This window comes from Cupriavidus sp. 05N40, from assembly GCF_056397305.1.
Window position 1 is genome coordinate 24,630 of record NZ_JBFTND010000049.1, and the last position, 14,385, is coordinate 39,014.

At 69.5% G+C, this 14,385-nt stretch carries 15 protein-coding genes; 12 read left to right on the top strand and 3 right to left on the bottom strand.

Going from position 1 to position 14,385, the window contains the following annotated elements; genetic code table 11:
• Positions 1–88: 88 nt before the first annotated feature.
• From AC1DO7_RS13960 to AC1DO7_RS13980, 5 genes are all read left to right on the top strand, one after another.
• The gene (locus tag AC1DO7_RS13960; protein WP_441622440.1) at positions 89–1,096 is read left to right on the top strand and encodes a Bug family tripartite tricarboxylate transporter substrate binding protein; all 1,008 of its coding nucleotides are present in this window, start codon (positions 89–91) and stop codon (positions 1,094–1,096) included.
• A gap of 181 nt (positions 1,097–1,277) precedes the next feature.
• Positions 1,278–2,264, top strand: a complete 987-nt coding sequence (locus AC1DO7_RS13965; protein WP_441622442.1) for a tripartite tricarboxylate transporter substrate binding protein — start codon at positions 1,278–1,280, stop codon at positions 2,262–2,264.
• A gap of 87 nt (positions 2,265–2,351) precedes the next feature.
• Positions 2,352–3,347, top strand: a complete 996-nt coding sequence (locus tag AC1DO7_RS13970) for a Bug family tripartite tricarboxylate transporter substrate binding protein (RefSeq protein ID WP_441622444.1) — start codon at positions 2,352–2,354, stop codon at positions 3,345–3,347.
• A 63-nt stretch (positions 3,348–3,410) separates the two neighbouring features.
• Entirely contained in the window at positions 3,411–4,349 is a 939-nt protein-coding gene (locus AC1DO7_RS13975; protein WP_477116241.1) for a 2-hydroxyacid dehydrogenase, read from the top strand.
• Between the two features lie 238 nt (positions 4,350–4,587).
• The gene (locus AC1DO7_RS13980; protein WP_441622448.1) at positions 4,588–4,722 is read left to right on the top strand and encodes a hypothetical protein; all 135 of its coding nucleotides are present in this window, start codon (positions 4,588–4,590) and stop codon (positions 4,720–4,722) included.
• Between the two features lie 36 nt (positions 4,723–4,758).
• On the opposite strand, the gene AC1DO7_RS13985 is transcribed toward AC1DO7_RS13980, so the two are convergent.
• Positions 4,759–5,451: a GntR family transcriptional regulator gene (locus AC1DO7_RS13985; RefSeq protein WP_477116242.1), complete on the bottom strand. Its 693-nt coding sequence runs from the start codon at positions 5,449–5,451 to the stop codon at positions 4,759–4,761.
• A gap of 274 nt (positions 5,452–5,725) precedes the next feature.
• Between AC1DO7_RS13985 and AC1DO7_RS13990 the strand changes: the two genes are divergently transcribed.
• The 3 genes from AC1DO7_RS13990 (at position 5,726) to AC1DO7_RS14000 (ending at position 9,003) form a co-directional block, all read left to right on the top strand.
• A complete protein-coding gene (locus AC1DO7_RS13990; RefSeq protein ID WP_477116243.1) occupies positions 5,726–7,150 on the top strand; it encodes an amidase in 1,425 nt (474 codons plus the stop codon).
• A gap of 71 nt (positions 7,151–7,221) precedes the next feature.
• Positions 7,222–8,223, top strand: a complete 1,002-nt coding sequence (locus tag AC1DO7_RS13995) for a Bug family tripartite tricarboxylate transporter substrate binding protein (protein ID WP_441622454.1) — start codon at positions 7,222–7,224, stop codon at positions 8,221–8,223.
• Positions 8,224–8,481: 258 nt separating this feature from the next.
• On the top strand, positions 8,482–9,003 hold the full coding sequence (locus tag AC1DO7_RS14000; RefSeq protein WP_477116244.1) for a trimeric intracellular cation channel family protein: 522 nt from the start codon (positions 8,482–8,484) through the stop codon (positions 9,001–9,003).
• On the opposite strand, the gene AC1DO7_RS14005 is transcribed toward AC1DO7_RS14000, so the two are convergent.
• Complete coding sequence (locus tag AC1DO7_RS14005) at positions 8,931–10,019, bottom strand: MBL fold metallo-hydrolase (RefSeq protein ID WP_441621096.1); 1,089 nt, start codon at positions 10,017–10,019, stop codon at positions 8,931–8,933. The two genes, AC1DO7_RS14000 and AC1DO7_RS14005, sit on opposite strands and share 73 nt — an antisense overlap.
• A gap of 371 nt (positions 10,020–10,390) precedes the next feature.
• Between AC1DO7_RS14005 and AC1DO7_RS14010 the strand changes: the two genes are divergently transcribed.
• The 3 genes from AC1DO7_RS14010 (at position 10,391) to AC1DO7_RS14020 (ending at position 12,988) form a co-directional block, all read left to right on the top strand.
• Entirely contained in the window at positions 10,391–10,681 is a 291-nt protein-coding gene (locus AC1DO7_RS14010) for a cupin domain-containing protein (protein ID WP_441621098.1), read from the top strand.
• 103 nt (positions 10,682–10,784) lie between these two features.
• A complete protein-coding gene (locus tag AC1DO7_RS14015) occupies positions 10,785–12,506 on the top strand; it encodes a dipeptidase (protein ID WP_441621100.1) in 1,722 nt (573 codons plus the stop codon).
• 59 nt (positions 12,507–12,565) lie between these two features.
• On the top strand, positions 12,566–12,988 hold the full coding sequence (locus AC1DO7_RS14020; RefSeq protein WP_441621102.1) for a hypothetical protein: 423 nt from the start codon (positions 12,566–12,568) through the stop codon (positions 12,986–12,988).
• Between the two features lie 13 nt (positions 12,989–13,001).
• On the opposite strand, the gene AC1DO7_RS14025 is transcribed toward AC1DO7_RS14020, so the two are convergent.
• Positions 13,002–13,343, bottom strand: a complete 342-nt coding sequence (locus AC1DO7_RS14025) for a helix-turn-helix domain-containing protein (RefSeq protein WP_441621104.1) — start codon at positions 13,341–13,343, stop codon at positions 13,002–13,004.
• Between the two features lie 84 nt (positions 13,344–13,427).
• On the opposite strand from AC1DO7_RS14025, the gene AC1DO7_RS14030 reads away from it, so the two are divergent.
• Positions 13,428–14,375 carry a DMT family transporter gene (locus AC1DO7_RS14030; protein WP_477116245.1) on the top strand — a complete coding sequence of 316 codons (948 nt, stop codon included), beginning with the start codon at positions 13,428–13,430 and terminating at the stop codon, positions 14,373–14,375.
• Positions 14,376–14,385 lie beyond the last annotated feature (10 nt).

Below are 14,385 nucleotides of genomic sequence, written 5' to 3' on the forward strand. Positions count from 1 at the left end.
TTCCACGGCCGCGCACACAAGCGCGGACAAACGCAAGAGACCGCCGCCCCGCACACGCCGGGGCAAGGCGGCCAACGACGGAGACACGATGAATCACAGCAAGCGAAGCGCATTGCGCCGCGCCGGCGCCGCCTGCGCGCTGGCCACCCTGGGCACGCTCGGCGCATTCGGCGGCGCCGCGCAAGCGCAGGACAAATGGCCCTCGCGCCCGATCACCTGGGTCGTGCCGTTCGCCGCGGGCGGCTCGACCGATATCGTCGCGCGCACCATCGGCCAGGAAATCTCCAAGGCGCTGGGCCAGCCGGTGGTGGTGGAAAACCGCCCCGGCGCGGCCGGCGCGGTGGGTGCGGGCTATGTGGCGCGCGCCAAGCCCGACGGCTACACGCTGTTCGGCGGCACCATCAGCACGCACGCCATCAACCCCAGCCTCTACAAGAACCTCTCCTACGATCCGGTCAAGGATTTCGAGCCAATCAGCCTGATCGCCTACGTACCCAACGTACTGATGGTCGACGCCAAGCTGCCGGTGAAGAACGTGCAGGAGCTGATCGCCTACGCCAGGAAGCAACCCGGCAAGCTCAGCTTTGCCTCGTCCGGCGCGGGCACCTCCACGCACCTGGCCGGGGAACTGTTCTCCGAGCTGATCAAGGTGCCGATGACCCATGTGCCGTACAAGGGCAGCCCGCAGGCGATCCAGGACGTGGCCTCGGGCCTGGTGCCCTTCCTGTTCGACCAGCTCACCGCGGGCGACGCCATGATCAAGGCCGGCCGCCTGCGCGCACTGGCCGTGACTTCGCCGAAGCGCTCGGCGCTGGCGCCCGGTGTGCCGACCATGGCCGAAGCCGGCGTGCCTGGCTTCGAGATGGTGTCATGGCAGGCGCTCTACGCTCCGCACGGCACCCCCAAGGACATCGTGCAGCGGCTGAATGCCGAAGTCGTGCGTGCCCTGAAGCAGCCGGCCGTGCAGCAACGGATGACGCAGCAGCTCGGCATGGAAGTGGTGGGCAGCAGCCCGGCCGAGCTGGCCACGTTCATGAGCAAGGAAATCCCGCGCTGGGCCGAGCTGGTGAAGAAATCGGGCGCGACGGCGGACTGATACGGCGGCACGGCGCAGCGGCACCGCTGGCTTGCTTCCCGCTCCCGCGCCTGGGAGGGGGGCCGGGGAGAGGGCTTGGGCTTGGGCTTGCACGAGCCCAAGCCCTCTGTCCACCGCAAAGGAAACAACGCAGTCACCGCAACACCACCATACAAGCCACAAAAACACGGCAGGAGACACTATGCAGCATCACCCCCACCCCATCCTCCGCACACTTGCGGGCGCCGTCGCGGCAGTGGCGCTGACGGCCGCCGCGCACGCCGCCGAGACCAGTTTCCCGACCAAGTCCATCACCATCGTCGTGCCCGCCTCGCCCGGCGGCGCCATCGACCTGGTGGCGCGCCTGGTGGGCCAGAAGATGACCGAGGACTGGGGTCAGCCGGTGGTGGTGGACAACCGGCCCGGCGCCACCGGCATCATCGGCACCGACCTCGTCGCCAAGGCCCCGCCCGATGGCTACATGCTGGCGCTGGTGGCCAGCAGCCACGCCATCAATCCCAGCATGGTGAAGAAGCTGCCGTTCGACACGCTCAAGAGCTTCGAGCCGGTGGCGCTGACCCACGTGGTGCCGCTGATGCTGGTGGTGTCGCCCTCGCTGCCGCCGAAGACGGTCAGGGAACTGATCGCCTATGGCAAGGCCAATCCGGGCAAGCTGTCGTTCGCGTCGAGCGGCTCGGGCGGCGCGCCGCATTTCTCCGGCGAGCTGTTCAAGAGCATGGCTGGCATCGACATGATCCACATCCCCTACAAGGGCAGCACGCTGGCGCATCCGGACCTGACCAGCGGGCGCGTGTCGCTGATGTTCGATACCGTGGCCGCGATCGGCCCGCAGGTGAAGGCCGGCAAGGTGCGCCCGCTCGCGGTGACCACCGCCAGGCGCTCGTCGATCGCGCCGCAGGTGCCGACCATGGCCGAAGCCGGCCTGCCCGGCTACGAGACCAGCACCTGGGGCGGCGTGCTCGCCCCGGCCGGCACGCCAAAGGCGGTGATCGACAAGCTCAACGCCGAGATCAACAAGGCCCTGGCCGCGCCCGACCTGCGCGAGCGCCTGCAGCACGCAGGCATCGAGCCGGCCGGCGGCACGCCCGCGCAGTTCGGCAGCTTCGTGCAGGTGGAAATGGGCAAGTGGGCCAAGGTGGCCAAGGATGCCGGCATCCAGCCCGAGTAAGGACCAGCCCGGCCTTCACGCAACCAGCGACTGGTTGTCAGACCGGTTGTCAGACCGGTTGTCAGCAAGCATAGACGGAGAGACAAGATGCGCCCCTTCACACCCCCCTCGCTGCGCCGCCGCGCGCTGCTGATCGCCCTGGCCGCGAGCGCCTGCGTGCCCGCCGCGCAGGCCCAGCCTGGCGCTGCCTGGCCGACCAAGCCCGTCACCATCATCCTGCCCTTCGCCCCGGGTGGCGGCACCGACGTGGGCACGCGCCTGGTGGCGCTGCGGCTGTCGCAACTGTGGGGCCAGCCGGTGCTGGTGGACAACCGCCCCGGCGCGGCCGGCAACGTCGGGCTGGAGCTGGTGTCGCGGGCCAGGCCGGATGGCTACACGCTGGTGGCCGGCAATGTCGGCACGCAGTCGATCAACCCCACGCTCTACAAGAAACTGAGCTACGATCCCGGCGCGCTGGTGCCGGTCAGCCTGATGGCCGAGCTGCCGTTTGCCATCGTGGTCACGCCCAAGCTGCCCGCCAAGACGCCCAAGGAACTGGTGGCACTGGCCAAGGCGCAGCCCGGCAAGCTCACCTACGCCAGCTCGGGCAGCGGCGGCTCGCCGCATTTGTCGGCCGAGATCTTCAAGATCGCCACCGGCACTGATATGCTGCACGTGCCTTACAAGGGCGGCGGCGCGGCCATGAGCGACCTGATGGCGGGCAATGTCGACATGCTGTTCGCCTCCATCCTGGAGACCGCCGGCCATGTGAAATCTGGCAAGCTGCGTGCGCTGGCGGTGACCAGCAAGGTGCGCTCGCCCGCCATGCCGGACGTGCCCACGCTGGCCGAGACCGGCATCAGCGGGGCCGAATCGGGATCTTGGGTCGGGCTGCTGGCACCGGCCGGCACGCCCGCCGAGGTCGTCGACAAGATCGCCGCCGGCGTGAAGCAGGTGGTGGCCATGCCCGCGGTGCGCGAGCAACTGATCGCCCAGGGCGCCATCCCCGTGGGCAGCACGCCGGCGCAGTTCGCCGAGCTGATCGCCACCGACCGCAAGCGCTACGCCAGGATCATCCTGGACAACAAGCTCAGCGCAGACTGAACATATCGACACCACGGTGGCGCCAACCCATCAAACCCGATCAACGACAAGGGATCTCTCTTCATGAAACAACGCCTCCTCCAGCACGGCCGCCTGCCGGCCGCGCTCGAAGCCAGCCTGGCCGAGCACTACGACGTCCACCCGTTCTGGGCCGAGACCGATCCCGCGGCATTCCTGGCCGCCCGCGGCGGCGAGTTCACCGCCATGACCACGCGCGCGGCGATCGGCGCCGACGACGCCATGATGGCCGCCATGCCGGCGCTCAAGGTCATCTCCAGCTTTGGCGTGGGGCTCGACAAGATCGACCTGGACGCTGCCCGCAAGCGCGGCATCGCCGTCGGCTATACGCCGGACGTGCTCAACGACTGCGTGGCCGACACCGCCTTCGGCCTGCTGATGGACGTGGCGCGCGGCTTCAGCGCGGCAGACCGCTTCGTGCGGCGCGGCGAATGGCCCAAGGCCCAGTTCCCGCTGACCACCCGCGTGAGCGGCAAGCGCATGGGCATCATCGGCATGGGGCGCATCGGCCGCGTGATCGCGCGGCGCGGGCTGGGCTTCGACATGGAGGTGAGCTACCACAGCCGCCGCCCGGCGGGCGACGTGCCTTATCGCCACGAGCCGTCGCTGGCGGCGCTGGCCGAGTGGGCGGACTTCCTCGTCATCGCCACCGCCGGTGGCCCGGAAACCCGCCACCTGGTGTCGGCCAGCGTGCTCGAGGCGCTCGGCCCGCAGGGCTTCCTGATCAATATCGCGCGCGGCACCGTGGTSGACGARGCSGCGCTGGTSGAYGCGCTGRYSMACAAGCGCATCGCCGGSGCSGGGCTGGACGTSTWCGAGAACGAGCCGCAGGTCCCCCAGGCGCTGTTCGCGCTGGACAACGTCGTGCTGCTGCCGCATATCGCGAGCGGCACGAATGAAACCCGCATTGCCATGGCCAACCTGGTGTTCGAGAACCTGCAGCGCTTCTTCGCCACCGGCGCCGTGCAGCAGAGCGCAATCTGAAGCCGGGTTGCCGGCCTCGGGGCGGCGGCCGGTCCTTGCGGAGCGCCGCCCCTGCCGGCTCACACCGCCGACACGAAGATTTACGGTTTTAGCCGCATTTTTCCCCCGAACGGGTCAGAAAATCGCACGATCTGACCCGTATCCCCCACTGCCGAGTGGTATCCAGGCATGTGCGCCCCTACGCATACTTGTCGCTCACCAGAAGAAACAGAACAACGGCGAGTGGAGAGGGTCAACCATGGAAGCAATCACCTTTGCTGCATATATCCTGGCGTTCCTGCTGGCAGTGCTGATCGGGGCGAGAAGCGTCAGCCGTCATCACCCGGCCTTGCGCCAGGATACCCCGCCGACGCTGGAAGGCCAGCAGCCCTGAGCGCTCTCTCCCGCCAGGGGCCCGGCAACGCAGCCGTCAGGACCCCGTCGCCGCGCTTTCGTCCGTGGCGGACCGTGCCAGCACCTTGAGCCGCGCCATCGAGTTACGGATGTGCAGCCTGGCCAGATACTCCGCCTGGTCGCCGTCCGCGCTCTCGATGGCGGCCACGATCTGCTCGTGTTCCCCGATGGCGGCCAGCGCGCGGTCCTGCGCGAACACGATCCTGGGCGCGAACACCTGCGATGTCATATGCACGATGGGCACCTGCCGCGCCAGGTACTCGTTCGATGCCAGGCCGATGATCGCGGTGTGGAACTCCACGTTGGCAGCCGTATAGACCTCGGGCTGCCATGGCGCGAGGCTGCCCCGCTGCGTGCCGATGATGGCGCGCAAGGGCGCGCCGGCCAGCTTGCCCGCGCGGGCGGCCGCCAGCCGCGCGGCCAGGCCGTCGATGACCTCCCGCAAGGCGTAGGCATCCATCAGCTGCCGGAAGTCCGCGCTGACCACGGTGACGCCGCGCGCGGTCTCGGCGCTGACCAGGCCTTCGCGCTCCAGCATGCGCAGGGCCTCGCGCAGCGGCGTGCGGCTGATCTTGAGGTCTTCGGAAATCTCCACCTGGCGCAGCGCCTTGCCGGGCRGATAGACGCCCCGGTAGATCCGCTGGCGCAGCACCTGTGCCACCTCTTCCACCAGGCGCGTGCGCCCCTGCCATTCGAACGTTTCTGCCATTTGCCTCTCTGAGCGCCGCGGCGCAGTGAAACTCCGGAGTTTGTCGGCGCGGTTTACAAGCGCATGACACACGTCTACTATAGCTGCAAAGAATGGATTCTGGATCCAAAAACCAATGGCGCGATTGACGCCCGATTGACGCCCGATTGACGCCCGATTGACGCCCGATTGACGCCCGATTGATGCCGCGATTAATGGCGCGACCGTCACACCGCGGCCGCGCCATGGCGGTGCCTTCGATCCGCTCCGAGACATTATCTGGAGACGCCCGCCGATGAGCGATGCGCTTTGCTTCTTGTCCGCCACCGAACTCCAAGGCCRCATCGCGCGCAAGGAGATCTCCCCGGTAGAACTCGTGCAAGCGGTGCTGGAACGGGCGGCGCGCCTGCAGCCCGAACTGAACTGCTTTATCACGCTGTGCGCCGACCAGGCCATGGACGCGGCCCGCGCGGCCGAGCAGGCGGTCATGGCCGGCAAGCCGCTGGGCCTGCTGCACGGCATCCCCTTCACGGCCAAGGACCTGGTCAACACGCGAGGCGTGCGCACCACCTTCGGCGTGGCGCCCTACCGCGACAACATCCCCGACACCGACGCCGTCGCGGTGGCGCGCCTGCGCGAGCAAGGCGCCATCCTGATCGGCAAGACCACCACGCCCGAGTTCGGCTCGAAATGCCTGACCGACTCGCCGCTGTTCGGCCGCACCCGCAACGCCTGGAGCGCCGCGCGCACCAGCGGCGGCTCCAGCGGCGGCGCGGCGGTGGCGGTGGCCAGCGGCATCGCCCCGCTGGCGGTGGCCACCGACGGCGGCGGCTCCACGCGCATTCCCGCGGCGTGCAACGGCGTGGTCGGCATCAAGCAGAGCAACGGCGTGATTCCGCACAGCCAGGCCCAGGACCTGTTTGGCAACCAGACCTATGTCACCCCGACCACGCGCACGGTGGCCGACACCGGCCTGATGATGCAGGCCATGGCCGGCGAGCATGCCTGCGATCCGTGGTCCATCGGCGTGCCCAAGCCCGACTACGCGGGCGCGGCGCAGGCGCAGGGCGACCTGCGCGGCAAGCGCATCCTCTACTGCCTGGCGCCGCCGGGACGGCCGGTAGCGGCCGAAGTGGCGCGCGCGTTCGAGGCCAGCCTGGCGAAGCTGGCCGGCCTGGGCGCGGAACTGGAGGCGTTCTCCGGCGAAGGCTTCGACGTGGAACCGATCTGGCGGGCCATCAACCATACGGTCTGGCGCGCGCGCTTCGCCGCCATCGCCGCCGAGCACGGCGAGCAGCTCAGCGCCACCTTCCTCAGGCAAGTGGCATCGGCCGCGCAGGTCAGCGGCGTGGAGTACCAGCAGGCCATGTTCGACCGCTCGCAGCTGTTCCAGCGCGTGCAGGCCCTGCTGGCGCGCGGCGATTTCCTCGCCATGCCCACGCTCACGCGCACCGCGCTGCCCATCGGGCAGGACCTGTTCGGCACCATCGACATCGACGGCCAGGCCTATGAGAACGTGCGCGCGCACTGGTTCCCGTGGACCATGCCGTTCAACATGACCGGCCACCCCGCCATCAGCCTGCACTGCGGCTTTGGCAGCGACGGCCTGCCGATCGGCTTCCAGCTGGTCGGGCAGTTCCGCGGCGATGCCGGGCTGTTGCGCGCCGCCGCGCTGTTCGAATCCGCGCACGGCCTGCTCGGCCAGTGGCCGCAGGCATGACCGCGCGCCGGCCCGCCGCCGGCGCCAGCCGTACCCTTCCCCCCTCCCGAATGACACAACCCGCCCGCGCCATGATCCAAGCCTCCCGCCGCAAACTCGTGCTCCACACCCTGGCGCTGTCGGCCTGCGCCGTTGCCGTGCTGGCCCTGCCCCGCCCGGCGTCCGCGGCGGATTCGGGCGAGCCGATGCGCATCATCGTCGGCTATGCGCCCGGCGGCGCGGCCGACAGCCTGGCCCGGCTCTATGCCGAGCAATTGCGCCAGGACGGGCACGGCACCGTGATCGTGGAGAACCGTCCCGGCGCCTCCGCGCGGCTGGCGCTGGATTACGTCAAGCGCGCCAAGCCCGACGGCAAGACKGTGTTCATCGGTCCGTCGCCGCTGTTCACCATCTTCCCGCTCACGTACAAGAAGCTCGGCTACGACGCCGACAAGGACCTCGTCCCCGCCGCCGTGCTGACCGACGTGCCCACCGTGGTGGCGGCCGGCGCGCAGCAGCCGTACAAGAACATGAAGGAGTACGTGGAATGGGCGCGCCGCAACCCGGGCGGCGCCAGCCTTGGCCTGGCCACCATCGGCAGCGCCGGCCACCTCGGCACCGTGGCGCTGGGCAAGGCCACCGGGATTGCCATCACGCCGGCGGCTTACCGCGGCGCGTCGCCGATGCTGGTGGACGTGATCAGCGGCAATGTGTCGATCGGCTGGGATGCGGTGGCCAGCATGATGCCGCTGTACAAGGGCGGCAAGCTGCAGTTCCTGGGCGTGAGCGGCACGCGCCGCGCCAAGGCGCTGCCGGAAGTGCCCACCATGAAGGAGCAGGGCTTCAGCCAGTACGAGTACGCCACCAGCTGGTACGGCGCCTTCCTGCCGGCCGGCACGCAGCCGGACGTGGTGGCCAGGGTGGAGAAGATGTTCATCGCCGCCTCGGGCAATGCCGCCACCGCCGCCAAGCTCGAAGCGCTGGGGCTGGAAGTGGCGCCCAAGTCCGGGCAGGAAGCGCGCCACCGCATCCAGATCGAGCGCGCCGCGTGGAAGCCCATCGTGGAAGCCACGGGGTTCGTGGCCGAGGACTGAGCGCGGCCTGAGCCTGCGCTGTTTCCGCGCAGGCTCCAGATCACGTGCTGGATGTGCGCGAGCGCGACCTGGACCGGCGGGAGATCGCCGCGCAGGATGCGATGGGCTGCGCGTATTGCGGCCGGCGCGGCCGGCGCGGCCGGCGCGCACGCCGGGGCGTCGGCGCGAAGCCACACCGCCGCGCCGCCGCGCTCATACGCTGGCGCGCCGGCGCGGCGGCCAGTATGCTGCCTACGCTACCCACGTCATCCGCACACAATGAGAACAAAAGCCGAAGTCGTCGTGCTGGCAGCCGATCTTGCCGGCACCACCGTGTTTGCGCTGGAAGGCGCCATCAGCGGCATGCGGCACGGGCTGGACCTGCTCGGCGTGGTGGTGGTCTCGCTGGTGACGGCAGTGGGCGGCGGCATCCTCCGCGACCTGCTGATCGGCGCGGCCCCGCCCAACGCGATCCGGGACTGGCGCTATCCCGCGCTCGCCATGCTGACCGGCGCCGCGGCCTTCGTCTTCCACTCGGCCGCGCAGGATTTTGCCGGCCTGCTGCCTGTCCTGCTCGACGCGGCAGGCCTGTCGCTGTTTGCCGTGGCGGGCGCCGAGAAGGGGCCTGCTTCACGCTGCGCCTGCTGGCGGTGTGGAACGACTGGCACCTGCCCACGGTGGCGGCCTGGTAGCGCAGCCCGGGGCGGCCCGGGGCGCTCAGTCGCGGCTCACGCCGCGCGATACCACGCGACGCCGTCCTCGCCCGCCTGCATGACCGCCTCGCCCCGGTGCAGCAGGTAGTTCAGGTGCGCGATGCTCTCCCCGGTCGCCATGCCCAGCAGCCCCGGCTCCGCGCCGATCGGCCGCGAGAATAGCTGGCCGAATACGTCCACCGCCCGCTTGGGCTCTCCCAGCGCCTGGCGCAGCCGGTCCAGCGCCGCGTGCTGGCTGCGCTCCAGATGGTCGATGCGGGCGTGCAGGCCGCGGAACGGCTCGTTGTGGGCCGGCAGCACCAGCACATCGTCCGGCACCTCGCGCCGCAGCTTGGCGAGCGAGGCCAGCCAGTCGCCCATCGGGTCGGCATCCGGCTCGGTGGGAAAGACCGAGACGTTGGACGAGATGCGCGGCAGGATCTGGTCACCGCTGATCAGGACCTTCAAGGCCTCGCTGTAGAAGCAGGCATGCTCGGGCGAATGGCCGTTGCCCACCACCACCCGCCACGCGTGCTCGCCGATCTGCAGCGTCTCGCCATCGCGCAGGCGGCGGTAGCTGTCCGGCAGCGCATGGACGAACTTGCCGAAGCCGCCGAAGCGCGCACGGTAGCCCTCGATGGCGTTGTCGTCCCAGCCGGCGCGGCGGTAGAAGCGCACGCCGTCCTCCGGCGCCTCGCGCCCGGTGTCCGCCGCCAGCACGCGGCAGTTCAGGTATTCCAGGCGCGTCATCCACAGCCGGCAGGCGAACTTGCGGGTGAGCCAGCCGGCCATGCCGATATGGTCGGGGTGCATATGGGTGACGAACAGCCGGGTCAGCCCTTCGGCCAGCGCGCCGTCCTTCGCGAACAGATCGCGCCAGCCGGCGGCGGTCTCGCTGGTCTGCAGCCCGGCGTCGAACGCCGCCCAGCCGCTGCCGTCGCGCGCCGCCCACAGGTTGATATGGCTCAGCGCGAACGGCATCGGCATGCGGATCCACAGCAGGCCGGGCACGATCTCCTTCACGCTGCCGGGCGCCGGGGCGTCGCCACAGGGATATTCAAGGACCGGCTTGCCGTCCGCCGGGGCGGCGGCGGATGCGGAAGGGGAGGAATTCTCGTTGCTCATCTTGTCTCGTTCCTTTAGTGCCGCGGGCGTGCCTGCGGCGCACTGCCGCGCGGGTGGGTTGACCGATTCTACCGAGGTCTGGCGGTTCGCATTACCCCGATGCGGCCCGCGAGGCTGGCGTTGTGTGCGGTAGCCGCCTGGATCGAGGACCATGGCGCCGCGGCGGCAGGTGATGCATCTGCCGCACCGCGCGGCATGCCCATGACAGCAAGCGCGCCATGCCGGCCGGCGCGCCGGTCCCGGGCGCCGGGCAAATGCAGCAAAGGCGCGCGTTTGCGCCGGGATCGATAGCGCCTATATTCAAGGGCACCAGCCCCATTCCCCATTGCCTTGCCCCGATCGCAGCGCCGGTCCGCCAGGCCGGAGACATCATGGAACACGATGCATTCACCAGCGCCCTCGCCCGCGACGGCTTCCAGGAGGTCACGACGGTCACGCGCGAGCCCAACGGCTCCATGCCGGTCCACACGCATCCGTTCGAAGCCAGGGCACTGATCCTGGAGGGCGTGCTCTACCTGGCCATCGGGGGCGAGGAACGGGCCTACCGGGCAGGAGACACCTTCCAACTGCAGGCCAACGAGGCGCACGCCGAGCGCTACGGCCCGGATGGCGTGCGTTTCCTGATCGGCAGGAAGCCTGCACCCGGGCACCAGGCGGGCTGAGGGCGCGGAGGAACATCACTGCAGGGAAAACCGCATTTGCGCCGGCGCGCCGGCTCGTGCGAATATCGCGCGTTTTCCGCCACGCCCCAGACAGGCCCTGCCCATGAAACGCTCCTCCGTCCTCGCGCCCCTTCTCCTGCTATCGCTGGCGGCGGCCCCGCACGCCTTCGCCGACACGCTGAAGAAGCCCGCGCTCGATGCCCTGGTCGCGGCGCAGACCGGCAAGGCGCAGGCCAGCCTCGACGCCTTCCTCGACCAGGCGGTCAAGGCCGACCCGATGCTGGCGCGCAGCGTGGCGGCCTATCGCAAGCACCAGCCGCTGCGCGGCGACGACCTGACCAATATCGGCCGCCTGCTCGGCGTGTAYAACCGCCTGCACAACCACGATGCCGTGCTCGGCGCCATCGAACGCATGGTGGCACTGCGTACCGTGCGCGACGACAAGATCCCCCAGCACGAGAACCCCGACATCATCGCCTTCGGCAAGCTGGTCGAAGACATGGCGAAGGACTTCGGCCTGCAGTTCCGCAACGTGGACAACCGCGTGTTCGAGGTGACGCTGCCGGGCCGCGGCAAGGAGACGTTCGGGCTGCTGACGCATGCCGACGTGGTGCCGGCGGTGGCAAGCGAATGGGTGCTCGACGACGGCACCAGGCTCGATCCGTTCAAGGTCACGCGCGTGGGCGACTACCTCTATGGCCGCGGCACCATCGACGACAAGGGCTCGATCGCCACCGTGCTGTACGCCATGAAGACCGTGAAGGACAGCGGCCTGAAGCTCGACCGCACCATCCGCCTGATGATCGAGACCACCGAGGAAACCGGCGGCGACGGCATGAAGTACTACCAGCAGCGCACCACGCTGCCCGCCTACAATATCGTGCTCGACAGCAAATACCCCGCCGTGGTGGCGGAGAAGGGTTCGGGCGCGCTGAAGGTGTTCTTTCCCGTGCAGCCCGCCGACGGCAAGACCACCGCCATCGTCGCCATGAGCGGCGCGGCGGCCGCCAATGCCGTGCCGCAGACCGCCAGCGCGCAGCTCAAGGGCGGCGACCTGACCGCCGCGCGGACCCGCCTCGAAGCGGCGCGCGCCCCCTTTATCGCAAAGTACGCGGCGCAAGGCAGGTTCAGCATCGACATCAGCCAGTCCGGCGACAGCCTCGAAGTCAAGGTCACCGGCAGCTCCGCGCATGGCTCGCGCCCCGAGGAAGGCGTCAACCCGCTGCCGCGCCTGGCGCTGTTCCTGCGCGAATCCGGCGTGCCGCTGGCCGACAACCACTACGCCCGCGCCGCCTGGTACCTGGAAGACCTGTATGGCCTGGACTACCTCGGCGAGAAGATGGGCGTGGCCTACAAGGACGATTTCATGGGCCCGCTGACCATCTCGCCCAACCTGGCGCGCGAAAAGGACGGGCAGCTCGAAGTCACCGCCAACGTACGCATGCCGCGCGGCAGCACGCCCGAGGCGCTGAGCGCGGCCGTGGCCGCGAAGATCAACGCCTGGGCCGCCGCCAGCCACACCACGCTGAGCATCAGCCATGACCAGGGCAACTGGATGGCGCGCGACCCCAAGGGCGCGTGGCTGTCCACGCTGCTCAACATCTTCGGCGACACCACCGGGCTGGAAGCGCGCCCCGTGCCCACGGCCGGCAGCACCACGGCCAAGCTGATGCCCAACGCGATCAACTTCGGCCCCGCCATGCCGGGCAAGAAATACACCGCCCACAACGCCAAGGAGTACAAGGAGGTGACCGACCTCGACCTGGACATGCAGATGTTCACCGAGATGCTGGTGCGCATCGGCGACCTGAAGGCCATGCAGTGAGCAGGGTCGTGAGCATGGCCCGGCGGCGCGCGGCGAGGCAGGTTAAAGTAGCGCCCATCATGAGATATCCGCTACTCGCCGCGCTGCTGGCAGCCGTGCCAGCACTCGGCAGCGCCGCCCCGCTCGACACCATGCTGGCGTGCGGCGACACCCCCCACAAGTTCGTCGCCACGCTGCAGCAGCAGCGCCTGATCGACGCCAGCCCCATGCGCGTGGAGGACAATTCGGTCAATGCCTTCTGGCCGACCAGCGACGCCGGCATGACGGTGCTTGGCCGCAGCGTGTTCGCGGTATTCGGCTACCAGCCGCGCGATTCGCTGTTCAAGGCCGGCAAGGGCACGCCGCTGGACAAGCCGCTCTACGGCGTGGCGGTGGTGGGCAATACGGACGCCATCGCCAAGGCATTGAGCGCGGCGGGCAGCAAGGCGCGCGCCGAGCATGCCGCACCGCTGATCACCGCCATCATCTGCGAAGGCGCCTGAGGGCCGTGCGGCCTCACTGCGCCCCGCGCGCCCTGGCGGCTGCGCCGCGGCGGAATTCGTCGGGCGTCACGCCCATCATCCGGCGGAACATCGAGATAAAGGCCGACGCGCTGCCGTAGCCCAGGTCCAGCGCGATGGCCTCGACCGTGCGGCCCGCCTCCAGCAACGACATTGCCTTGAGCACGCGCATGCGCTGGCGCCACTCGGCGAACGACATGCCCAGGTCGCGCCGGCAGCGCCGCGCCAGCGTGCGCTCCGTGGTATTGGCCGCGTGCGCCAGTTCGGGCAGCGCGCGGTTGTCGCCGGGGTCGGCCTCCAGCGCGCGCAGGCAGCGAACATGGCCGGATGGCGGCATGGATTGACTGGTTTTCACTATATCAAGAAAAACCGCCAGGCCCATAATCCAGCCTCACCTCACCAGAACACGGACGCGCGCATCTTGGACTCACGAAAACCGGTCGACGCACAGGCCATTGGCCTGATGCTGGTGCTGTGCCTGGTATGGGGCCTGCAGCAAGTGGCACTGAAGGCAGTGGSGCGTGATATCTCGCCCCTGCTCCAGATCGCCCTGCGCTCCGGCATTGCCGCGGTGCTGGTGGCGCTGCTGATGGCGCGGCGCGGCGAACGCCTGTTCCCGCGCGACGGCACCTGGGGCCCGGGCGCCGTGGTCGGCGGCCTGTTCGCGCTGGAATACCTGCTGGTCGGCGAAGGGCTGCGCCTGACCACTGCCTCGCACATGGTGGTCTTTCTCTACACGGCGCCCATCTTCGCCGCGCTCGGCCTGCACTGGAAGCTGCCGGCCGAGCGCCTGCGCGTGCCGCAGTGGGCCGGCATCGCGCTGGCCTTTGCCGGCATCGCCCTCGCCTTCATGGGCGGCAACGCGGGCGGTGATGCGAGCGGCGATGCGGCGAACATGCTGCTCGGCGACCTGCTCGGCCTGCTGGCCGGACTGGCCTGGGGCGCCACCACGGTGATGATCCGCTGCTCCAGCCTGGCCCGCGCGCCGGCCACGCAGACCCTGCTCTACCAGCTGGCCGGCGCCTTCCTGCTGTTGCTGCCGGCAGCCGCCGTCCTCGGCCAGGCCAGCTTCAATCCGACTGCGCTGGCCTGGGGCAGCCTGGCCTTCCAGGCGCTGGTGGTGTCCTTCGCCAGCTTCCTGACCTGGTTCTGGCTGCTGCGCAAGTATCTCGCCTCCAGGCTGGGCGTGTTCTCCTTCATGACGCCGCTGTTCGGCGTGGGCTTCGGCGCATGGCTGCTCGGCGAGACGCTCGAGCCGGACTTCCTGGCGGGCGCGCTGCTCGTGCTGGCGGGAATCGTGCTGGTGAGCGGCTACGAGCTGCTCGCGCAGGCGCTGGCCACGCGCGCGCGGCAGCGCGGCCGGGCCTGAAGCCGCCCGC

Excerpts from the sequence above, each read along its gene's own strand:
- AC1DO7_RS13960 (WP_441622440.1), top strand. The coding sequence starts at position 89 with ATGAATCACAGCAAGCGAAGCGCATTGCGCCGCGCCGGCGCCGCCTGC.
- AC1DO7_RS13980 (WP_441622448.1), top strand. The coding sequence starts at position 4,588 with ATGGAAGCAATCACCTTTGCTGCATATATCCTGGCGTTCCTGCTGGCA.
- AC1DO7_RS14000 (WP_477116244.1), top strand. The coding sequence starts at position 8,482 with ATGAGAACAAAAGCCGAAGTCGTCGTGCTGGCAGCCGATCTTGCCGGC.
- AC1DO7_RS13970 (WP_441622444.1), top strand. The coding sequence starts at position 2,352 with ATGCGCCCCTTCACACCCCCCTCGCTGCGCCGCCGCGCGCTGCTGATC.
- AC1DO7_RS14025 (WP_441621104.1), bottom strand. The coding sequence starts at position 13,343 with ATGCCGCCATCCGGCCATGTTCGCTGCCTGCGCGCGCTGGAGGCCGAC.
- AC1DO7_RS14005 (WP_441621096.1), bottom strand. The coding sequence starts at position 10,019 with ATGAGCAACGAGAATTCCTCCCCTTCCGCATCCGCCGCCGCCCCGGCG.
- AC1DO7_RS13965 (WP_441622442.1), top strand. The coding sequence starts at position 1,278 with ATGCAGCATCACCCCCACCCCATCCTCCGCACACTTGCGGGCGCCGTC.
- AC1DO7_RS14010 (WP_441621098.1), top strand. The coding sequence starts at position 10,391 with ATGGAACACGATGCATTCACCAGCGCCCTCGCCCGCGACGGCTTCCAG.
- AC1DO7_RS14020 (WP_441621102.1), top strand. The coding sequence starts at position 12,566 with ATGAGATATCCGCTACTCGCCGCGCTGCTGGCAGCCGTGCCAGCACTC.